At 38.8% G+C, this 23,161-nt stretch carries 20 protein-coding genes; 19 read left to right on the top strand and 1 reads right to left on the bottom strand.

Annotation, left to right across the window (positions count from 1 at the left end):
- Positions 1-146 precede the first annotated feature (146 nt).
- From pyrH to pnp, 19 genes are all read left to right on the top strand, one after another.
- Entirely contained in the window at positions 147-875 is a 729-nt protein-coding gene (gene pyrH, locus AB2Q86_RS07020; RefSeq protein ID WP_003723449.1) for a UMP kinase, read from the top strand.
- Positions 875-1,432, top strand: coding sequence for a ribosome recycling factor (gene frr / locus AB2Q86_RS07025; RefSeq protein WP_003729925.1), 558 nt, complete (start codon positions 875-877; stop codon positions 1,430-1,432). Before pyrH ends, frr begins: the two co-directional genes overlap by 1 nt.
- Before the next feature lie 230 nt (positions 1,433-1,662).
- Positions 1,663-2,421 carry an isoprenyl transferase gene (locus tag AB2Q86_RS07030; protein WP_003729924.1) on the top strand — a complete coding sequence of 253 codons (759 nt, stop codon included), beginning with the start codon at positions 1,663-1,665 and terminating at the stop codon, positions 2,419-2,421.
- A 13-nt stretch (positions 2,422-2,434) separates the two neighbouring features.
- On the top strand, positions 2,435-3,223 hold the full coding sequence (locus tag AB2Q86_RS07035; RefSeq protein WP_003727496.1) for a phosphatidate cytidylyltransferase: 789 nt from the start codon (positions 2,435-2,437) through the stop codon (positions 3,221-3,223).
- A 14-nt stretch (positions 3,224-3,237) separates the two neighbouring features.
- Positions 3,238-4,380, top strand: coding sequence for a 1-deoxy-D-xylulose-5-phosphate reductoisomerase (locus AB2Q86_RS07040; RefSeq protein WP_012581386.1), 1,143 nt, complete (start codon positions 3,238-3,240; stop codon positions 4,378-4,380).
- A gap of 13 nt (positions 4,381-4,393) precedes the next feature.
- Positions 4,394-5,656: an RIP metalloprotease RseP gene (rseP, locus tag AB2Q86_RS07045; RefSeq protein ID WP_003726415.1), complete on the top strand. Its 1,263-nt coding sequence runs from the start codon at positions 4,394-4,396 to the stop codon at positions 5,654-5,656.
- Between the two features lie 38 nt (positions 5,657-5,694).
- Positions 5,695-7,401: a proline--tRNA ligase gene (locus tag AB2Q86_RS07050; RefSeq protein ID WP_012581385.1), complete on the top strand. Its 1,707-nt coding sequence runs from the start codon at positions 5,695-5,697 to the stop codon at positions 7,399-7,401.
- Positions 7,402-7,506: 105 nt separating this feature from the next.
- Complete coding sequence (locus AB2Q86_RS07055) at positions 7,507-11,838, top strand: PolC-type DNA polymerase III (protein ID WP_012581384.1); 4,332 nt, start codon at positions 7,507-7,509, stop codon at positions 11,836-11,838.
- A gap of 181 nt (positions 11,839-12,019) precedes the next feature.
- Positions 12,020-12,487, top strand: a complete 468-nt coding sequence (gene rimP, locus AB2Q86_RS07060; RefSeq protein ID WP_003729921.1) for a ribosome maturation factor RimP — start codon at positions 12,020-12,022, stop codon at positions 12,485-12,487.
- Positions 12,488-12,516: 29 nt separating this feature from the next.
- On the top strand, positions 12,517-13,635 hold the full coding sequence (gene nusA, locus AB2Q86_RS07065) for a transcription termination factor NusA (protein ID WP_003729920.1): 1,119 nt from the start codon (positions 12,517-12,519) through the stop codon (positions 13,633-13,635).
- A gap of 14 nt (positions 13,636-13,649) precedes the next feature.
- Positions 13,650-13,934 (top strand): RNase P modulator RnpM, encoded by a 285-nt coding sequence (rnpM, locus tag AB2Q86_RS07070; protein WP_003729919.1) that lies wholly within the window; start codon positions 13,650-13,652, stop codon positions 13,932-13,934.
- Positions 13,927-14,226 carry a YlxQ family RNA-binding protein gene (locus AB2Q86_RS07075; RefSeq protein WP_003729918.1) on the top strand — a complete coding sequence of 100 codons (300 nt, stop codon included), beginning with the start codon at positions 13,927-13,929 and terminating at the stop codon, positions 14,224-14,226. The genes rnpM and AB2Q86_RS07075 overlap by 8 nt, the downstream gene beginning before the upstream one ends.
- Positions 14,227-14,248: 22 nt before the next feature.
- Positions 14,249-16,594: a translation initiation factor IF-2 gene (infB, locus tag AB2Q86_RS07080; RefSeq protein WP_012581383.1), complete on the top strand. Its 2,346-nt coding sequence runs from the start codon at positions 14,249-14,251 to the stop codon at positions 16,592-16,594.
- Positions 16,591-16,869: a DUF503 domain-containing protein gene (locus AB2Q86_RS07085; protein WP_012581382.1), complete on the top strand. Its 279-nt coding sequence runs from the start codon at positions 16,591-16,593 to the stop codon at positions 16,867-16,869. Before infB ends, AB2Q86_RS07085 begins: the two co-directional genes overlap by 4 nt.
- 15 nt (positions 16,870-16,884) lie before the next feature.
- Complete coding sequence (gene rbfA, locus AB2Q86_RS07090; protein WP_003719600.1) at positions 16,885-17,229, top strand: 30S ribosome-binding factor RbfA; 345 nt, start codon at positions 16,885-16,887, stop codon at positions 17,227-17,229.
- Between the two features lie 95 nt (positions 17,230-17,324).
- Entirely contained in the window at positions 17,325-18,239 is a 915-nt protein-coding gene (gene truB, locus AB2Q86_RS07095; protein WP_012581381.1) for a tRNA pseudouridine(55) synthase TruB, read from the top strand.
- A 69-nt stretch (positions 18,240-18,308) separates the two neighbouring features.
- A complete protein-coding gene (locus tag AB2Q86_RS07100; RefSeq protein WP_012581380.1) occupies positions 18,309-19,253 on the top strand; it encodes a bifunctional riboflavin kinase/FAD synthetase in 945 nt (314 codons plus the stop codon).
- 136 nt (positions 19,254-19,389) lie between these two features.
- The gene (gene rpsO / locus AB2Q86_RS07105) at positions 19,390-19,659 is read left to right on the top strand and encodes a 30S ribosomal protein S15 (RefSeq protein WP_003719603.1); all 270 of its coding nucleotides are present in this window, start codon (positions 19,390-19,392) and stop codon (positions 19,657-19,659) included.
- A 245-nt stretch (positions 19,660-19,904) separates the two neighbouring features.
- Positions 19,905-22,076, top strand: a complete 2,172-nt coding sequence (gene pnp / locus AB2Q86_RS07110; RefSeq protein ID WP_003727493.1) for a polyribonucleotide nucleotidyltransferase — start codon at positions 19,905-19,907, stop codon at positions 22,074-22,076.
- Positions 22,077-22,115: 39 nt separating this feature from the next.
- Here pnp and rsgA read toward each other — a convergent pair whose 3' ends face one another.
- A complete protein-coding gene (gene rsgA / locus AB2Q86_RS07115; RefSeq protein WP_012581379.1) occupies positions 22,116-23,156 on the bottom strand; it encodes a ribosome small subunit-dependent GTPase A in 1,041 nt (346 codons plus the stop codon).
- Positions 23,157-23,161 lie beyond the last annotated feature (5 nt).

Genomic DNA, 23,161 nt, shown 5'->3' on the forward strand with positions numbered 1-23,161 from the left:
AAATAAGGAAGGTTTGGAGCGATTTTAAATGTTTTTTTATTTTTTGGTAGAAAACACTTTTGTAATAGCCAGCTTTTTAGTAGAATAGATAATGGTGGATGGAAAACTTTTCTATCTATGAATAGAATATGAAATTGGAGGCTATTATGGATACCCCAGATTATAAACGAGTTGTATTAAAATTAAGCGGTGAAGCACTTGCCGGAAATGATGGCTTTGGAATTAACCCGAGCGTGGTCAATTTGATTTCTGCTCAAATCAAAGAAGTAGTAGAACTAGGAGTAGAGGTAGCTATCGTTGTTGGCGGCGGAAATATCTGGCGCGGTAAACTTGGTAGTGAAATGGGAATGGACCGTGCAGCAGCTGACCAAATGGGTATGCTTGCGACTATCATGAATTCCTTATCTTTACAAGATTCCCTTGAAAATATTGGAGTAGCAACACGTGTGCAAACTTCTATTGATATGCGTCAAATTGCGGAACCGTACATTCGTCGTAAAGCGATTCGTCATTTAGAAAAGGGTCGTGTCGTTATTTTTGCAGGTGGAACAGGTAATCCTTATTTCTCCACAGATACAGCGGCAGCACTTAGAGCGGCTGAAATCGAAGCAGATGTTATCTTAATGGCGAAAAATAATGTAGATGGTGTCTACAATGCCGATCCAAAACTAGATGAAAATGCGAAAAAATACGAAGAATTATCTTACCTTGATGTAATTAAAGAAGGTTTAGAAGTAATGGATACTACTGCATCGTCTCTAAGTATGGACAATGATATTCCATTAATCGTCTTCTCATTTACAGAACAAGGCAATAATATTAAACGTGTTATTTTAGGTGAAAAAATTGGGACTACTGTTAGGGGGAAAAAATAATGAGTAAAGAAGTATTATCGAAATCCAAAGAAAAAATGGAAAAAGCAGAACAAGCGTTAACAAGACAATTAGGTACAATCCGCGCTGGTCGTGCGAATGCATCACTACTTGACCGTTTATCTGTAGATTATTACGGAGCAGCTACTCCAGTTAACCAAATGGCTTCTATCAGCGTTCCTGAAGCTAGAATGTTGCTAATTACACCTTATGATAAAACCATTTTAGGTGAAATTGAAAAAGCAATTTTGAAATCAGATTTAGGTTTAACACCTAATAATGATGGTTCTGTACTACGTTTATCTATTCCACAATTAACGGAAGAACGTCGTAAAGAGTTGGTTAAAGAAGTGAAAAAAGAAGCGGAAGAAGCGAAAGTTGCGGTTCGTAACATTCGTCGTGAAGCTAATGAAGAATTGAAAAAATTAGAAAAAAGTGGCGATATCACAGAAGACGATTTGCGTTCTTACGGTGAAGACGTTCAAAAATTAACAGATGAAAGCATCAAAAACATCGATAGCATCACGAAAGACAAAGAAGCGGAAATCTTAGAAGTTTAATTGATACTTTTACAAATAGTAACAAATAGGGTTAAAGACCTTTTAAGTTGAAGTGACATTCCTAATTCTTTCCATATGTGTTGGGTTAGGAATGTTTTTTAATGGGCAATTCCATCGCTCTCATGAAACTCTCATCTGTTCACATGGAATTTTTAGTACATTAATTGATTCTTTTTTGTTATTATAGGTATAGACATGCTCTAAGAAGTGTATCAATTGGAGGATTTATGATGTTTAAAAAGCTATTTCGACAAGATGAAAATATATTAAATAGTGAACTTGCAGAAGATTTACCGATTCCACGCCATGTTGCTATTATTATGGACGGTAATGGAAGATGGGCAAAGAAACGTTTCTTACCGCGCATTGCTGGGCATAAGGAAGGTATGGATGTCGTGAAACGAGTGACACGTTATGCTAATGCAATGGGTATTGATGTATTAACACTTTATGCATTTTCAACTGAAAATTGGAAGCGACCTACAGATGAAGTGGATTTTTTAATGAAACTACCTGTAGAATTTTTTGACTCTTTTGTACCAGAGTTGATTGAAGAAAATGTTCGTGTTAATGTGATGGGGTACAGAGAAAATCTACCTGATCATACGATGCGTGCAGTAGAAAAAGCCATTGCGGATACAGCACATTGTACAGGCCTAACGCTTAATTTTGCGCTTAACTACGGTGGACGTTCAGAAATCATTACGGCTGCCAAAGAAGCAATGAAAGAGCTAGAACGTGAAGGTAAAAGTGCAGAAAATTTAACAGAAGAAATGTTAAATGACCATTTGATGAGTAGCGGCTTAGGGGATCCAGACTTGCTGATTCGAACGAGCGGTGAGCTTAGATTAAGTAATTTTATGCTTTGGCAACTTGCTTATAGCGAGTTTTATTTTACGGATACACATTGGCCTGATTTTTCAAAAGAAGATTTTTTACAGGCAATTATTGAATATCAAAACCGGTCACGTCGTTTTGGAGGGCTCTAGGGAGGAAAAAAGATTGAAAACGAGAATTATTACTGCAGTTGTTGCGCTTATATTTTTTATTCCATTCGTTGTTTACGGGGGAATTCCATTTGAACTATTAAGTATTTTACTAGCAACGATTGCTTTATATGAAGTACTTGTAATGACAAAACAACGAATTTTTTCGATGAATGGGATAATTACTTTACTATTAATGTGGTTAGTTGTCGTGCCAGATAGATATTTGGACTTTTTAGATACACTGCATATTACTGAAATGGAAGTTATTTTTATTTTAATGGCTTTATTACTCGCTAATACTGTGTTTTCACGAAATAAATTCCATTTTGATCAAGTTGGTATTTGTATGGTTGCCGCTTTTTATACAGGGTTTGGTTTCCATTACTTAGCGTTAACTCGTGAAGCTGGATTAATGTATGTACTTTTTGCTTTATTTATTGTTTGGTCTACTGATACAGGGGCTTATTTTATTGGAAAAGCAATTGGGAAGCATAAATTAGCTCCAAATGTTAGTCCGAACAAAACGGTGGAAGGGTTTATCGGCGGGATTGTATGTGCACTTGTCATTGCTGGGGGCTTTTATTATTTTGCTGAGCTGCCAGGAAATATTGCACTCGTACTAGCGCTTTTAGTCTTTCTATCTATTTTTGGACAGTTGGGAGACTTGGTCGAATCTGCTTTGAAACGCTTTTATGGTGTAAAAGATTCTGGGAAAATCTTACCAGGGCATGGTGGTATTTTAGACCGCTTTGATAGCTTGTTGTTCGTTTTACCTCTGCTACATATACTTCAAATTATTTAATTGGAGATGGGATAATGAAAAAAATTATTTTGCTAGGTGCAACTGGTTCTATTGGAACACAAACGCTTGCAATCATTCGCGAAAATCCTGAAAAATTTCAAGTTGTTGCGCTTAGTTTTGGGCGTAATATGGAACGTGGTAGGGCGATTATAAAAGAGTTTAAACCCAAAATGGTCGCTGTTTGGCATACGAGAGATCGTGTGACATTAGAAGCAGAATTCCCAAACGTGAAATTTTTTAATGGTTTAGAAGGGCTTAGAGAAGTAGCGACCTATTTAGATGGGGATGTGCTTTTAAATGCAGTTATGGGGAGCGTTGGCTTACTTCCAACATTAGATGCAATCGAAGCTGGGAAGGCCATTGCAATTGCTAATAAAGAAACGCTTGTTACGGCTGGACATTTAGTCATGCGTGCGGCGAAAGAAAAAAACATTTCACTATTACCTGTTGATAGCGAACATTCTGCTATTTTACAAGCATTAAACGGAGAAAATACGGAAAGAATCGAAAAAATAGTTTTGACAGCGAGCGGTGGAAGTTTCCGAGATAAGACGAGGGAGCAACTCAGCCTGGTTACGGTGAAAGAAGCGTTAAAACATCCGAACTGGAATATGGGGAATAAATTAACAATTGATTCAGCAACGATGTTTAACAAAGGTTTGGAAGTGATGGAGGCGCACTGGCTGTTTGGTGTGGACTACGATGATATAGAAGTCGTTATCCAGCGCGAAAGTATTATCCATTCTATGGTTCAGTTCGTGGATGGAAGTTTCATTGCGCAACTTGGTACACCAGATATGCGGATGCCAATTCAATACGCTTTAACCTATCCCGACAGACTTTATATACCGTATGAAAAAGAATTCCGGATTACTGATTTTTCCGCACTTCATTTTGAAAAAGTGGATTATGAAAGATTTCCGGCATTGAAACTCGCGTATAATGCTGGTAAAATAGGTGGAACAATGCCGACAGTTTTAAATGCAGCAAATGAAATTGCTGTTGCTGGCTTTTTGAATGGACAGGTGGCTTTTTATAATATTGAAGCACTTGTTGAAAATGCAATGAATCGTCATACTAGCATTTCTGACCCTGACTTGGATACCATTTTACAAGTCGATCAAGAAACACGCGCGTATGTAAAGACACTTTTATAGAGGTGAAGCTATTTTGACAACTATTATTGCTTTTATTTTCGTATTCGGACTGATTGTATTTTTCCATGAACTAGGACATTTTCTTTTTGCAAAACGTGCTGGAATTATGGTAAAAGACTTTTCAATCGGGTTTGGACCGAAAATTTTTGCTTATCGTAAAAAAGAAACGCAATATACGATTCGCTTATTACCGATTGGTGGTTACGTTCGGATGGCTGGGGAAGATGGCGAGGAAATCGAGCTAAAACCTGGTTACCGAGTAGGGCTTGAATTAACACCAGAAGAAACGGTTAGTAAAATTATTGTTAATGGGAAAGATCAATATGTCAATGCACAGCCAATCGAGGTTTCTCTCTGTGATTTAGAGAAAGAACTTTTCATTGAAGGCTACGAAGATTACGATGATACCAAAAAAGTTCGCTATCAGGTAGAGCGTGATGCATTAGTGATTGACGGTAAAATCGAAACGATGATTACACCGTATGACCGTTCTTTTAATGCAAAATCTTTAGGAAACCGGGCAATGACCATTTTTGCTGGACCGCTTTTTAACTTTATTTTAGCTATTTTAATTTTCACAGCACTTGCTTTTGTACAAGGGGGCGTTCCGAGCACCGATAATACGCTTGGGAATGTTCTACCGGACGGAGCTGCTGCTGAAGCCGGTCTAAAAAAAGGGGATGAGGTTCTTTCCATCAATGGAAAAGAAACAAAATCTTGGACCGATATTGTTCAAAGTGTTTCGGAAAACCCCGGAAAAACACTTGATTTCAAAATTGAGCGAGATGGCAAGACACAAGATATCGATGTCAAACCCGCAACACAAAAAGAAAATGGCAAAGACGTAGGGAAAATCGGTGTAGAAACACCAATGGACTCCTCTTTTACTGCTAAAATAACGAATGGATTTACGCAAACATGGAATTGGATTGTACAAATATTTACGATTCTAGGAAACATGTTTACTGGCGGATTTTCGCTCGATATGCTGAATGGCCCAGTGGGAATTTACACAAGTACGCAACAAGTCGTTCAATATGGCTTTATGACTGTACTAAACTGGACTGCTGTTTTAAGTATTAACTTAGGAATTGTTAACTTGCTACCGTTACCAGCACTAGATGGCGGACGTTTAATGTTCTTCTTATACGAACTCGTTCGCGGCAAACCAATTGACCCTAAAAAAGAAGGCATTATCCATTTTGCTGGATTTGCACTTTTAATGGTACTGATGATTCTTGTGACATGGAACGATATTCAACGAGCATTTTTCTAAAAAGAGAAAAATAATAAAGGGAAAAAGGGGTGTTTTAAATGCGTCAAACGATGACATTTATACCAACATTAAAAGAAGTTCCAGCAGATGCGGAAGTAAAGAGTCACCAATTACTTCTTCGTGCTGGTTTTATAAGACAAACAGCTAGTGGGATTTATAGTTATTTACCACTTGCAACATTGATGTTAAGAAAAATCGAAACAATTATTCGTGAAGAGCTAGAAGCAATTGGCGCTGCAGAATTATTAATGCCTGCACTTCAACCTGCGGAACTTTGGCAAGAGTCTGGTCGTTGGAACGATTACGGTCCAGAATTAATGCGTCTAAAAGACCGAGCTTCTCGTGACTTTGCGCTTGGACCAACACATGAAGAAGTTATTACGGCGCTTTTACGCGATGAAGTTAAATCTTACAAACGTTTGCCACTTACTTTATACCAAATTCAAACAAAATTCCGTGATGAAAAACGTCCACGCTTCGGGTTATTACGCGGTCGTGAATTCATTATGAAAGATGCATATTCTTTCCATGCAACAAGTGAAAGTTTAGATGAAGTGTATAATTTAATGCACCAAGCGTATTCAAATATCTTTACTCGTTGTGGGCTTGAGTTCCGTTCTGTTATTGCGGATTCTGGTTCGATCGGCGGGAATGAATCAAAAGAATTTATGGCGTTATCTGATATTGGTGAAGATACAATTGCTTATAGTGACGCTTCCGATTATGCAGCTAACACAGAAATGGCTCCTGTTTTATATATGGAGAAAAAATCGCATGAACTGGAGAAAGAGTTAGAAAAAGTTGCTACTCCAGATCAAAAATCGATTGCTGATATTGTCGAGTTTTTAGAAGTACCTATTGAAAAAACAATGAAATCGATGCTTTATCAAGTAGATGAAGAAGTTATTATGGTTCTCGTTCGCGGCGACCATGAAGTAAATGATATTAAAATCAAAAATGCATTAGATGCAACCAATGTAGAATTAGTGGACCCAGCAGTTGCAGTAGAATTATTAGGAGCTAATTTTGGTTCTCTAGGGCCAATCAATGTTCCAGAAAATACACGCGTATTTGCGGATAATGCGGTAAAAGATATTGTTAATGCCGTTGTGGGTGCAAATGAAGATGGTTTCCATTATATTAATGTGAATGCGGATCGTGATTTCACTGTAACAAGCTATTTTGATTTACGTATGATTCAAGTTGGCGATCTATCTCCAGATGGCCAAGGTGTCATCAAATTTGCTGAAGGTATCGAAGTAGGTCATATTTTCAAACTTGGAACGAAATATAGCCAAGCAATGAATGCAACGATTTTAGACGAAAATGGTCGTGCACAGCCAATTATTATGGGTTGTTACGGAATTGGCGTATCACGTATTTTATCTGCCATTGCGGAACAATCGAATGATGAAAATGGTTTTGTATGGGACAAACAAATTAGTCCATTTGATTTGCATTTGATCCCTGTTAATATGAAGAGCGAAGAGCAAGTTGCTTTTGCAGAAACACTTTATACTTCCTTACAAGGTGCTGGCTTCAGTGTCTTAATTGATGATCGTGCGGAGCGGGCGGGCGTTAAGTTTGCAGATGCGGATTTAATCGGTTTACCAATTCGTATTACAGTTGGGAAAAAAGCAGCAGAAGGCGTTGTGGAAGTGAAAATCAGAAAAACTGGCGAAATGATTGAAGTTCGTCAAGATGAACTTCTAAACACGCTACCTATACTCTTTGGAGATAAATAATTTATTGAGCTATTCGTGCCAGATGAAACTCCACTCGTTCCTATAAAAACGGGTCATGAGGGACATCTGGCTTTTATAAATTTGAATGAAGGGGTGTTATTCGGAATGACTGCAAAAGAGGAAGAAAAACAAGAACGATTTCAGCTGTTAATGACACAAATCGGTTTACAAGATGTAACAACTTACGAAGAATTTACAAAAGATGCCAAAATCGAAAAACTCGTTGCCGATAAGAAAAATAAAACATGGCAATTTCATTTACATGTTCCACAAATTTTTCCAGCAGCACTTTTCCATATGATGGATGTTGGGATGAAGCGCGCATTCAGCCAAATTGCGGAAACAGAAATGCAAATAGTTCCAGAAAATCAAACAATCAATGAAGCACTCATTCAAGATTATTGGAACCTTATTGTAGAGCCGATTGGAAAGCAGTCACCGATGATTGGAAAACTTTTGATGGAGCAAAAACCTACATTTAAAGAACCTCATTTTATTGAGTTAGCGGTTCATAATGATATGGAAGAAGCAACAATCCAACAACGATTCCAAGCAAAAATTATTGAAAGTTATGGGAAAGCTGGTTTTCCGCGCTTGGCAATGAAAATGCATATGCTAGATCAATCTGAGACAGAAGAATACAAAGCTTTTGCACAAGCCAAACAAGAAGAAGATCAGAAAAAAGCTGCAGAAGCTGTTCAAGTTATGCAAAAACGACAAGCAGAAGGACAAAGTGGCGGTGGAGCAGCTCCATTAACTGGTCCGTTCCAAATTGGTTACAAAATTAAAGATGATGAAGAAGTGAAGCGTCTTGGTGATATTTACGATGAAGAACGTCGTATTACCGTTCAAGGCCTAATCTTCGCGACGGAAATTAGAGAGCTACGCAGTGGTCGTAGTTTATTACAATTCAAAATTACCGACTATACTAGTTCGATGATTATAAAAATGTTTTCTCGTGATAATGAAGATGCAGCAATGTTCCAGAACTTAAAAAAAGGTATGTGGGTTAAAGTACGAGGAAGTGTTCAAAATGATACTTTCGTTCGAGATTTAATTATGATGGCCCAAGATGTGAATGAAATTGCAGGAGTAAAACGCCTCGATACGGCGGAAGAAAAACGAGCAGAACTACATCTCCATTCTCCAATGAGTCAAATGGATGCTACTTCATCTGTTGATTCTCTGTTCAAACAAGCTGCTGATTGGGGGCACAAAGCAATTGCTATTACCGACCACTCTGTTGCGCAATCTTTCCCAGAAGCATATGGGGCAGGTCAAAAGTATGGCTTGAAAGTTATTTTTGGTATCGAAGCCAATCTAATAGATGATGGTGTTCCAATCGCTTATAACGATCAACATATCGCCTTGCAAGATGCAACATATTGCGTATTTGACGTTGAGACAACAGGTTTGTCCGCGGTTTATGATACGATTATCGAGCTTGCTGGTGTAAAAATGAAAAACGGTGAGATTATTGATAAATTTGAAGCCTTTATTGATCCTGGACACCCGCTTTCTGCAACTACCATTAATCTAACTGGTATTACAGATGATATGGTCAAAGGTTCTGATCCTATTGATGTTGTTTTAAAACGATTTAAAGAATGGAGCGGCGATGATATTCTTGTGGCTCACAACGCTTCATTTGACATGGGCTTTATTAACACTGCTTATGAAAAAGTTGGGCTAGAAAAGGCAGAAAATGCGGTTGTCGATACATTGGAATTAGCTCGTTTTCTTTACCCACATTTTAAAAATCATCGCTTGAATACCTTAACCAAGAAATTCAATATTATTCTTGAACAACATCACCGAGCTGTTTTTGATGCGGAAGCTACAGCATATTTGGCTTGGAAGTTAATTAAAGATGCAAAAGAAATGCACGATATTGATTTCCATGATTCTCTAAATGATTATATGGGAGAAGGCGATGCATACAAACGTGCGCGACCATTCCATGCGACGATTTATGCACAAACAGCTGTTGGTTTGAAGAATCTTTTCAAATTAATTACGATGTCCAATATTAATTACTTTTACCGGGTGCCACGTATTCCTCGCTCGCAGCTAAAGAAATTACGCGAAGGTTTAATAATTGGAACTGCTTGTAGCCAAGGAGAACTATTTGAAGCAATGATGCAAAAAGGGATGCAAGCGGCAGAAAAGGTTGCGGAGTTCTATGATTTCATTGAAGTTCAACCGAAGCCAGTCTATGCGCCACTGATTGAGCGGGAACTTGTTCGTGATGAAAAAGCGTTAGAAGAAATCTTGAAAAACATTGTTCGTGTTGGTGAGAAAACTGGAAAACCCGTTGTTGCAACCGGTAACGTTCATTACAAAGACCCAGTGGATAAAATTTATCGTAAAATCTTGATTCATTCGCAAGGTGGAGCCAACCCTCTAAATCGTGCTGAATTACCAGATGTCCATTTCCGTACAACAGATGAAATGTTGAAAGAATTCGCTTTCCTCGGTGAAGAAAAAGCAAAAGAAATTGTTGTAACGAATTCGAATTTAGTGGTCGATTGGATGGAAGATCTTAAACCAATCAAAGACGAATTATACACACCGAAGATTGATGGCGCAGAAGATGAAGTTCGTAATATGAGTTATGAAATGGCACACCAATTGTACGGTGAGAATTTACCAGAAATTGTTGAAGCTCGACTTGAAAAAGAACTGAAAAGTATTATTGGCCACGGATTTGCGGTTATTTATCTTATCTCACATAAACTTGTTAAGAAATCGCTTGTGGACGGCTATCTCGTAGGTTCGCGGGGATCGGTCGGTTCTTCTTTCGTTGCTACAATGACGGAAATTACCGAAGTAAACCCACTTCCACCACATTATCTTTGCCCGAATTGTAAGGATTCAGAGTTCTTTGATGATGGTTCGGTTGGTTCCGGTTTTGACTTACCTGATAAAGATTGCCCACACTGCGGAACCGCTTATCAAAAAGAAGGACAAGATATTCCTTTCGAAACTTTCTTAGGATTTAAAGGGGATAAAGTACCCGATATTGACTTGAACTTCTCAGGAGATTATCAACCGGTAGCCCATGCGTATACAAAAGAAATTTTTGGTGAGGATTACGTTTTCCGTGCAGGTACGATTGGTACTGTTGCAGAGAAAACCGCTTTTGGTTATGTTCGAAATTATGAGCGCGATATGAATATGACTATTCGCGGGGCAGAAATTGATCGCCTAGTAGCCGGTTGTACAGGCGTTAAACGTACTACTGGGCAGCATCCAGGTGGTATTATCGTTATTCCTGATTATATGGATGTATACGATTTTACACCGGTACAGTTCCCAGCAGATGCGACGGATTCGGAATGGAAAACGACCCATTTTGACTTCCACTCGATTCATGATAACGTGTTAAAACTCGATATACTTGGACACGATGATCCGACTGCTATCCGGATGTTACAGGATTTAAGCGGTATCGATCCAAAAACAATTCCAACCGATGATCCAGATGTAATGAAACTTTTTGGATCGACTGAGTCACTTGGTGTTAAACCAGCAGACATTGATTCCAAAACAGGGACGCTCGGAATTCCCGAATTTGGGACGCGTTTCGTACGACAAATGTTAGAACAAACAAAGCCAACAACATTTTCTGAGCTAGTCCAAATCTCTGGTCTTTCCCACGGGACGGACGTTTGGCTTGGAAATGCAGAAGAATTAATCAAAAATAAAACCTGCGAACTGCCAGATGTAATTGGTTGTCGTGATGATATTATGGTTTTCCTAATTTACCAAGGACTCGAAAGCTCATTAGCCTTTAAAATTATGGAGTCTGTACGTAAAGGTAAAGGGCTAACAGATGAAATGGAAGAAGCGATGATGGCGAATAAAGTGCCGCTTTGGTACATTGAATCATGTAAAAAAATCAAGTACATGTTCCCGAAAGCCCATGCTGCAGCCTATGTTTTAATGGCAGTCCGGATTGCTTATTTCAAAGTGCATCATCCACTATTTTTCTATGCAACTTATTTCACCGTTCGTGCCGATGATTTCGATTTAACATCGATGGTAAACGGAAAAGAAGCTGTGAAAGCAACCATGAAAGAAGTAAATGATAAAGGAATGGAAGCTTCGACGAAAGAGAAAAACTTATTAACCGTTTTAGAAATTGCGAATGAAATGCTTGCTCGTGGTTTCCATTTCCAAAAAGTCGATTTATACAAATCGTCTGCAGATGAATTCCTGATTGACGGAGACTCACTCATTCCGCCATTTAATGCGATTCCAAGTCTTGGAACAAACGTAGCGAAACAAATCGTTGCTGCACGTGAAAATGGTGAATTTTTATCCAAAGAAGACTTACAACAACGCGGAAAAGTATCAAAAACAATCATTCAGTACATGGATGATCAAGGATGCTTGGAAGGATTGCCTGATCAAAATCAGTTGTCACTATTCTAAAAATGGGCAAAACTTGCTTGTAGTCACAATTTGTGATAAACTTATTTAAGAAATACTACGATAACTCAGCCAAGCGTGGGCCAATGCCCACGCTTTCGTTTTGCAAATCTGTCAAAGAGTCACCTGTGGCAGAAGTAGGGGACGAATTAGCTGGAAAAGCGTATCTCTTAAGGAGGCTGAAATGAGTAAAGTACTAGAACAAGTAGAAGCAATTGTTGCGCCAATCACGGACGAACTTCAACTAGAACTCGTAGATATTGTCTTTGAAAAAGAAGGCCCAAATTGGTTTTTACGAATTTTTATTGACAAAGATGGTGGCGTAGATATCGATGAATGCGCAGCCGTGAGCGAAAAAGTTAGTGAGAAAATGGACGAAAATGACCCCATTACACAAAACTACTTTTTAGAAGTATCTTCACCGGGGGCTGAACGTCCACTGAAGAAAGAACAAGATTTTGAAAATGCGGTAAGTAAATATGTTCATGTCACTTCTTATGAGCCAATTGACGGTCGTAAAATGTGGGAAGGAACGCTTGTTAGTTATGACGGCACAACACTCGTTATTACTATCACGGACAAAACACGCAAAATCACTTGTGAAATTCCTAAAGACAAAGTAGCCAAAGCAAGACTTGCAATTCAATTTTAAAAAGCAAAAAATAAGGAGCTGAATAAAAAATGAGCACAGAATTATTAGATGCTCTTCATGTGTTAGAACATGATAAAGGTATTTCAAGAGAGGTTTTAGTAGAAGCAATTGAAGCTGCTCTTACATCCGCATATAAAAGAAACTTCAAAGATGCACAAAACGTACGTGTAGATTTAAATATGGAAAACGGTTCTATCCGTGTTTTAGCTAGAAAAGAAGCAGTAGAACAAGTATTTGATTCTCGCCTTGAAATCTCTATGGAAGAAGCACACAAACTGAATCCAGTATACAAGCCAGGTGACGTAGTGGAGCTTGAAGTAACACCAAAAGATTTTGGACGTATCGCAGCTCAAACTGCAAAACAAGTTGTAACCCAACGTGTTCGTGAAGCGGAACGTGGCATCATTTACGATGAATTTATTGACCGCGAAGATGACATTATGACTGGTATTGTTGAACGTCAAGATTCTCGTTTTATCTATGTAAATCTTGGTAAAATCGAAGCTATCTTGTCTCAAAACGAACAAATGCCAAACGAAACTTATCATGCACATGACCGCATCAAAGTATATTTAACAAAAGTAGAGAAGACGACAAAAGGGCCGCAAATTTTTGTATCCCGTACACACCCTGGCTTACTGAAACGTCTTTTTGAAATGGAAGTACCTGAAATCTATGACGGCGTTGTAGAAATCAAGTCTGTTGCACGTGAAGCAGGAGATCGTTCTAAAATCTCTGTTTACACTGCAAATGAAGAAGTGGATCCAGTTGGCGCATGTGTAGGACCAAAAGGCGCACGTGTCCAAACGATCGTCAACGAACTTAAAGGCGAAAAAATCGATATCGTGGAATGGTCAGAAGATCCTTTCACATTCGTAGCCAATGCACTTAGCCCTTCCAAAGTGTTAGATGTTATTGTGAACGAAGCAGACCAAGCAACAACTGTAATCGTACCAGACTACCAGTTATCACTAGCAATTGGTAAACGTGGTCAAAATGCTCGTTTAGCAGCAAAACTAACTGGTTGGAAAATTGATATTAAAAGTGAAACAGTTGCAACTGAACTAGGCATCTATCCTCGTAATGACGTAGAAGCGCCAGAAGTGGAAGATGCAGAGAGCGAAACTTTTACAGAAGATGAAGAGTAAAAAGGAGAATTATCATGCGTAATAAAAAAATCCCCCTTCGAAAATGTATTATTACCGGTGAACGCTTGCCAAAAGGCGAACTTCTTCGTATTGCGTATTCGAAAGACGGAGCGCTTACGATAGATCCTACAGGCAAAGCACCTGGACGCGGTTTCTACATTGTTAAAAGTGTAGAAGCATGTGAAAAAGCGAAAAAGAAAAACGCTATTTTTCATCAACTAAAAATGCCGGAACAAGAGTCCTTTTATGATGAGTTAATTACTTATGTGAAGTCTCTCGAGGAACCAACGAATGGATAAAAAAGCACTTTCCTTATTAGGCCTCGCTAACCGAGCACGTAAAATTACCACTGGTGAAGAATTAGTACTAAAAGCAGTTAGAAATGGGAAAGCAAAAATGGTTCTCATTTCAGAAGATATATCCGAAAAAACCGAGAAAACAATCCGCAACAAGTGTGAATACTATAATGTTGTCGTGAAAAAAGCCGGTACCCGGGAAATGATAGGGGGTGCAATCGGCAAAGACACACGTGCAATCGTTGCAATACTTGATAAAGGATTTGCTATTAAATTAGCAGAATTACTCGGTTGAATCTTATACGGAGGTGTACGACATGAGTAAAGTTCGTGTATATGAATATGCAAAAGAACATCAAGTATCAAGCAAAAAAGTCATTGAAGCATTAAAAGACTTAGGTATTGAAGTGGCAAACCATATGTCCACTATTAATGAAAATGCATTAAGACAATTAGATAATGCCGTTGATGGCACAAATAAAAAAGCCGAAGCACCAAAGAAAGAAACTACTAGCAACGAAAATGGAAATAGTAAGGGGCCAAACAAACCAAATATGACAAATAGTAATGAAAAGTCGAATAAACCAAATAAACCAGCAGGACAAGCTAATAAACCAGCAACTGCAAACAAAAGCCAAGGTGCAAAACCAGCGACAAACAAACCAGCAAACACAGGTAACCAAACACAAGCAAGTGGGAACCAACAAGCTGGCGGACAAAAACGTAACAACAATAACAACAGTAATCGTCCAGGCGGCGGCAATCCAAACCGTCCAGGCGGTAACAATCGTCCGAATCGCGGCGGCAATTTTAACAATAAAGGCCGTAACACGAAGAAAAAAGGTAAACTAAACCACAGTACCGTACCGCCAACTCCGCCAAAACCAAAAGAACTTCCTGAAAAAATTGTTTTCAGCGAATCTCTAACTGTAGCGGAATTAGCGAAAAAATTATACAGAGAACCATCTGAACTAATCAAAAAATTATTTATGCTTGGTGTTGTTGCGACAATTAACCAATCATTAGATAAAGATGCAATCGAACTAATTTGTGATGACTACGGTGTGCAAGTAGAAGAAGAAATTAAAGTCGATGTAACAGATTTAGATGTGTACTTTGAAAATGAACTAAATGAAGCGGTTGACGAGTCTAAACTTGTTGAACGCCCACCAGTTGTTACTATTATGGGACACGTTGACCATGGTAAAACAACATTACTAGATTCCCTTCGTAATACAAAAGTTACTTTAGGAGAAGCTGGTGGTATCACCCAACATATCGGTGCTTACCAACTTGAAATCCATAACAAAAAAATCACTTTCCTTGATACACCGGGACATGCTGCCTTTACAGCAATGCGTGCTCGTGGTGCGCAAATCACGGACATTACGATTTTAGTTGTAGCAGCAGATGATGGTGTTATGCCACAAACAATTGAAGCAATCAACCACGCGAAAGCTGCGGGAATGCCGATTATTGTTGCTGTCAACAAAATTGATAAACCACAAGCAAACCCTGACCGCGTGATGCAAGAACTAACAGAATATGAATTAGTTCCTGAAGCATGGGGTGGCGATACAATTTTCGCGCCAATCTCAGCTAAATTCGGTGAAGGTCTTGAAAACTTGTTAGATATGATTTTACTTGTTTCTGAAGTAGAAGAATTAAAAGCAAACCCTGACCGTCGTGCTATCGGTTCTGTCATCGAAGCAGAACTTGATAAAGGCCGTGGTCCAGTTGCGACTTTACTAGTACAAGACGGAACACTTAATATCGGAGATCCAATTGTTGTTGGTAACACATTCGGTCGTGTTCGTGCAATGGTCAATGATTTAGGTCGTCGCGTGAAAAAAGTTGGTCCAAGTACACCGGTTGAAATCACTGGATTAAATGATGTGCCGCAAGCCGGCGATCGCTTTGTTGTTTTTGAAGATGAAAAAACAGCAAGAAATATCGGCGAAACTCGTGCAAGCCGTGCGTTAGTAGCGCAACGTTCCGCAACAAACCGCGTAAGTTTAGACAACTTATTTGAACATATGAAAGCTGGCGAAATGAAAGAAGTTAACGTTATTATTAAAGCAGACGTTCAAGGTTCTGTAGAGGCTCTTGCCGCATCTCTTCGTAAAATTGATGTAGAAGGCGTTAACGTAAAAATCATTCATACTGCCGTTGGTGCTATCAATGAATCAGATATCACACTTGCTGCAGCTTCTAATGCAATTATTATCGGATTTAACGTTCGTCCAACAACACAAGCGCGTGAAGCAGCAGAAAACGAAAGTGTAGACATTCGTTTACACCGTGTTATCTATAAAGCCATTGATGAAATTGAAGCAGCGATGAAAGGGATGCTTGATCCAGAATTCCAAGAAAAAATTATTGGTCAAGCGCAAGTTCGTCAAACAATCAATGTTTCTAAAGTGGGTACAATTGCCGGCTGTTACGTAACAGATGGTAAAATTACTCGTGATAGTGGCGTTCGTATTATCCGTGACGGAATCGTTGTCTTTGAAGGCGAAATTGCTACACTTAAACGCTTTAAAGATGATGCGAAAGAAGTTGCTAAAGGTTACGAATGTGGTATCACAGTACAAAACTTCAACGATATCAAAGAAGACGATGTTATTGAAGCGTACGTTATGGAAGAAATTGAAAGAAAATGATTCAATCAGTCGTTAGTGAATTTTTCATGCAGGAACCGCAAAACCTCAAAGAAAAACGAGCTATCCTGAAACGAATTGTAACGAGAGCAAAACAAAAATTCAATATCTCCATTGCTGAAACGGATTATCAGGATTTATGGCAGCGAGCGGAAATTAGCTTTGCTATCGTATCTTCCTCGCACATCCAAGCAGAAAAAGAAGTCAGAGAAGTACTTGCTTTTCTCGATTCTTTTCCTGAATGGGAACGCGCCGAGACAGTTATGGAGAAGTTATAAAAGAGGTGAATACACTTGAACGTAAGAGCAAATCGTGTCAGTGAGCAAATGAAAAAAGAATTGGGCGATATTTTAAATCGTAAAATTAAAGACCCGCGCTTAGGTTTTGTTACTGTAACGGGAGTAGATGTTACTGGTGACTTACAAGAAGCTAAGGTGTTCATTTCCATTCTTGGTACCGATAAGGAAAAAGAAAATACGTTACTCGCACTTGCGAAAGCGCATGGATTTATCCGCTCTGAAATCGGTCGTCGTATTCGACTTCGTAAAGTTCCAGAAATGTCTTTTGAAATAGATAATTCCATCGCTTACGGAAATCGAATCGATGAATTGCTTCGCGACTTAAATAACGATCAATAATCATAAAAGTTTAAGGCAGTCCCTTTATCTTCTCAGTCAAACGGGATGTAAGTGGGTCATTGCCTTAAACTTTTTTTCTTAGAAGGAGGAGCCGGATGAACGGTATTATCCCACTGTGGAAAGAACGCGGGATGACAAGTCATGATTGCGTTTTTAAATTAAGAAAAATCCTACATACAAAAAAAGTTGGACACACTGGCACGCTGGATCCAGAAGTAGAGGGTGTACTTCCAATTTGTATCGGCCGTGCGACAAAACTCGCAGAATACGTAACAGATGAAGGAAAAGTCTACGTAGCAGAAATAACATTAGGTAAATCGACTACAACGGAAGATGCGACTGGTGAAACGGTTATGACCAAGGAATTAGCAGACATTTCCGCTGATGAACTTCAAGCCGCGCTCACTAAATTGACTGGAAAAATTACTCAAATTCCCCCTATGTTTTCTGCTGTAAAAGTCAATGGCAAGAAATTGTATGAATATGCAAGAACTGGTATAGAGGTAGAACGCCCATCCAGGCAAGTGGATATTTATTCGTTAACTCGCTTAGATGGTTCGGCTACGCTAAATGAAGCGAATCCGACTTTTCAGTTAGAAATATCTTGTGGGAAAGGTACTTATATTCGCACGCTTGCAGTTATGGTTGGCGAATTATTAGGATATCCAGCGCACATGTCCAAACTAGAACGGACTCGTAGTGGTTTTTTCAAAAAAGAAGATTGCTTAAAGCTGGCAGAAATTGACGAAATGATGCAAGCGAGTGATAGCAGCTTTTTATATCCGCTTGAAAAAGGCATTGAATCCATGGCCAAATTAGTGATTGATGAAGAAATCCATGCGAAAGTTTTAAATGGTGGCCTTTTACCAAAATCATTATTTATAGAGGTAGAGAATGAGCCTCGTGCCGCGCTTATTTTCAAAGATAAATTAACAGCAATTTACAAACCTCATCCAGAGAAAAATGACCTTTGGAAACCAGAAAAAGTCATCGAGTTACATCAAGCATAGTTATTGCGACCATAGCTTTCTTATATTATGATATGAGAGGAATTCGAATTTAGAGGAGAAGTGGCAAAAATGAAGACGATATACTTACATCATCCGATTACAACAGATGAATGGACTAGCATAAAAAAAGTAATGGCGCTTGGCTTTTTCGATGGCGTGCATTTAGGTCATCAAGCAGTCATTAAAAAAGCGAAACAAATTGCCGAACAAAAAGGCCTTCAAACAGCAGTATTAACTTTTGATCCGCACCCGTCTGTCGTTTTAAGCAATATCCGCAAACAAGTAAAATATCTTACACCACTTGAAGATAAAGCGGAAAAAATGGCTGAGCTTGGCGTAGATATTATGTATGTAGTCCGCTTTACTACGCAATTTTCCGAATTATCACCGCAATCTTTTGTCGATAATTACTTAGTCGCTTTAAATGTGGAACATGTGGTAGCTGGTTTCGATTATTCTTACGGTAAAAAAGGCGAAGGTAAAATGACTGATTTGGCTCAATATGCTGATGGTCGTTTTGAAGTTACGATTGTTGATAAACAAACTGCTGCAAGTGATAAAATTAGCTCGACAAATATCAGACGTGCGATTACAGAAGGTGAGCTAGAAGAAGCAAATCAACTACTAGGCTATCCATATACAACGAAAGGAACCGTCATTCACGGAGATAAACGCGGTAGAACAATTGGTTTTCCAACAGCGAATATCCGTGTAAATGAAGATTACTTGATTCCAAAGCTTGGTGTCTATGCAGTGAAATTCCGCGTGAACGGGGAAACTCATTTGGGGATGGCTAGCATTGGCTACAATATCACGTTTAAAGACGATCAAGCGCTGTCCATTGAAGTGTATATTCTAGATTTTCACCGCGAAATTTACGGCGAAGAAGCAGAGATTGAATGGTATCAATTTTTCCGTCCAGAACTTAAATTTAACGGCGTAGAAGGTTTGATTGCTCAGTTAGAAAAAGACGAACAAGATACAAGAGCTTATTTTGCGGATTTAGAAGATTAAACGACTATTTTTGCTTGCTTTTGGAGGCTAAATAGTGTATCTTTAAATCTGTACGAACAGAACCATTACTTGGCTTTTGCGACTCACCGACGCTTGGCTCAGTAATTGGGGATATTTTAGAAGGAGGTGGAAAGAAATGGCTTTAACTCAAGAACGCAAAAATGAAATTATTGCAGAGTACCGTGTCCATGATACAGATACTGGTTCACCAGAAGTACAAATCGCTGTATTAACTGCTGAAATCAATAGCTTAAATGAACACGTTCGCGTACACAAAAAAGATCATCACTCTTACCGTGGATTAATGAAAATGGTAGGTCACCGTCGTAACCTATTAACTTACCTACGTAAAAAAGATGTTCAACGTTACCGCGAACTTATCAAACGTTTAGGTTTACGTCGATAAAAACCAGACGAAAGCGGGATACCAAAAGTTCCCGCTTTTTTTTGAGTATTAACTATACTAAATTTTGGAAAACACGCCGAAGAAATGAAACTTTATCGCATGAATCCAAAAACGTGCTTCAAAAATCGCTATTTTTAGCAGGTTTTTGGATTCATGTGTGCTTTAGAAAATCTAAAGTGTGCGTGAACATTCTTATGCATGGTAAAGTTTCTGGTTCGTGTTTCCTAAACAAAGGAGATTAAATTATGTCTGAAAAACAAGTGTTTTCAACAGAATGGGCAGGTAAAACATTATCTGTTGAAGTAGGTCAATTAGCAAAACAAGCAAGTGGAGCAGCATTAATTCGTTACGGAGATACGGTCGTTTTAACAGCGGCAGTAGGTTCTAAAAAACCACGTCCAGGCGACTTTTTCCCATTAACAGTTAACTATGAAGAAAAAATGTACTCCGTTGGTAAAGTTCCCGGTGGATTCTTAAAACGTGAAGGACGTCCAAGTGACCGTGCAACATTAACAGCACGCCTAATTGACCGTCCAATCCGTCCATTATTTGCAGAAGGTTTCCGTAATGAAGTTCAAATTACATCTACTGTATTCAGTGTGGATCAAGATTGTTCTCCAGAAATGGCAGCAATGCTTGGCTCTTCTGTTGCATTAGTTATTTCCGATATTCCATTTGAAGGACCAATCGCTGGTGTGGATGTTGGCCGTATTGACGGAAAATACGTTATCAACCCAACTATCGAACAAGCAGAAAAAAGTGATATTAGCTTAACCGTTGCAGGAACTTATGATGCAATCAACATGGTAGAAGCTGGAGCAAAAGAAGTTTCAGAAGAAGCAATGCTTGAAGCAATCATGTTTGGTCACGAAGAAATTAAACGTCTTTGTGAATTCCAACAACAAATTATCGCTGCAGTTGGTAAAGAAAAACGCGAAATCGAACTTTTCGTAAGCGATCCTGAACTTGAAGCAGAAGTAAAAGCAGCAAGTGAAGGTAAAATGAAAGCAGCTATCAAAACAGAAGAGAAAAAAGCACGTGAAGCTGCTATTGAAGAAGTAAAAGAAGAAATTTTAGAAAGCTATAAAGCAAAAGAATTAGAAAATGAAGCAGAAATTCTTGGTGAAGTAGCTCATATTCTTGAAATGATTGAAAAAGACGAAATGCGTCGTTTAATTTCTCAAGATAAAATCCGTCCAGATGGTCGTAAAGTAAACGAAATTCGTCCACTTTCTTCTGAAGTTGGTATGCTTCCTCGTGTCCATGGCTCTGGTTTATTCACTCGTGGCCAAACACAAGCTCTAAGTGTATGTACACTGGCACCGCTTCGTGAACACCAAATCATTGATGGTTTAGGGACAGAAGAATACAAACGTTTTATGCATCATTATAACTTCCCACAATTTAGTGTTGGGGAAACAGGTCCTCGTCGTGCTCCAGGCCGTCGTGAAATCGGTCATGGTGCGTTAGGTGAACGTGCGTTACAATATGTTATTCCTTCCGAAGAGGAATTCCCGTACACAATCCGTCTAGTATCAGAAGTGCTTGAATCAAACGGATCTAGTTCTCAAGCAAGTATTTGTGGTTCTACACTTGCAATGCTTGATGCTGGTGTTCCAATTAAAGCGCCAGTTGCAGGTATCGCAATGGGTCTTGTAAAACTTGGCGATGATTACACAATTCTTTCTGATATCCAAGGTATGGAAGATCACTTTGGCGATATGGACTTTAAAGTTGCTGGAACAAAAGATGGTATCACAGCACTTCAAATGGACATCAAAATTGATGGCTTAAGCCGCCAAATTTTGGACGAAGCACTAACACAAGCAAAAGAAGGGCGCCTACACATTCTAGAACACTTAACTAGCACTATTAGCGCGCCACGTGAAGAACTTTCTGCTTATGCTCCAAAAATCATTACACTTAACATCAAACCTGAGAAAATCAAAGATGTTATCGGACCTGGTGGAAAACAAATCAATGCAATTATTGATGAAACTGGCGTAAAAATTGATATCGAACAAGATGGTACAGTATACATTGCTTCTCAAGATCAAGCAATGAACCGTAAAGCAATTGCTATCATCGAAGACATCGTTCGTGAAGTAGAAGTGGGAGAAGTTTACACTGGTAAAGTTCGTCGTATCGAAAAATTTGGCGCATTTGTTGAATTATTCAAAGGTACAGATGGCTTAGTTCACATTTCTGAATTAGCACATGAACGTGTTGGTAAAGTAGAAGATATCCTAAAACTAGGTGATGAAGTTACTGTTAAAGTTATCGAAGTAGACCAACAAGGTCGCGTTAACTTATCACGTAAAGCTTTGCTTGAGAAAAAAGAACAACCAGAAGGCGATAAAAAACCACAAGCAGAGAAAAAATTCTATCCTAAAACGAAAAAACCAGAATCTAAATAATACAAAAAGCAAGTAGCCCAAGCTACTTGCTTTTTTTAACTATTTTTTTGGACGTGTTTTTAAATGTGTCCGAAGTGATTTTTGAATAACTTTCCAGCGATCACGTTCTTGTCTTGCGAGAGCAGGGCTATTTTTTCGGGCGTGATAAGCCATTTCTCGCTGCAATTTCAACCAATTTTCGTAGTGTTGCATAGTTAAGGTGCCATCTTCTAATGCTGCTTGGACAGCGCAACCTGGTTCTTGTGTATGAGAGCAATCGTGAAAACGACATCCTTCAGCCAATTCCTCTACATCCGAGAAAGTGGTTTCTAATCCAGCTTGGTTAAAACCAACACCGAATTCACGCATTCCAGGTGTATCTATCACAATCCACCCATTCGTAAGCAAATGCATTTCTCTATGTGTCGTCGTATGTTTTCCTTTACTATCATCTTCGCGGATACCAGCAGTTTTCATTAAATCAGTACCTGCAAGCGAATTAATAAAAGAAGATTTTCCGACACCAGAAGAGCCAAGCAAAACAAGCGTACTATTCGGCTTTAAATCGCGTTCTAAAGCTTCAAAACCACGATGTGATAAATTATCCACATAGTATGCTGGAACGCCATAAGCAACTGTCTCGAGCTGCTGAGCATAGGCTGTTAAATCCTCCACTAAATCTGCTTTTGTTAAAATGATAATCGGTGTTGCACCACTATCCCAAGCAACCGTCAAATAACGCTCTAATCGATTCAAATTAAAGTCATGATTCAAACTCATCACAATGAGAGCATAATCAAAATTCGCTGCAATCAATTGTTCTTCTGAATCTTTATTCATCCGAGAAAAGACCGTTTTACGCTCAAGTACAGAGAGTATTTGGGCATCACTACTGACCTCTACAAAATCACCAACAGCGGGAAGGGAAGTAGAGGATAGTTCATAAAAATTTCCACGTTTCAATGATGCTAAAAATTCTTCATTCTCCGTAATAACGCGATAATAATCTCTAAATACCGCCGTAACTCTACCATAAGAGGAGGTAGCAGCTATCTTTTGTTCTTTAAAAAAATTTGTAAAACCGTATTGTTCTAATGTCAATGTTT

Source organism: Listeria monocytogenes (assembly GCF_041765605.1).
Classification (GTDB): domain Bacteria; phylum Bacillota; class Bacilli; order Lactobacillales; family Listeriaceae; genus Listeria; species Listeria monocytogenes_D.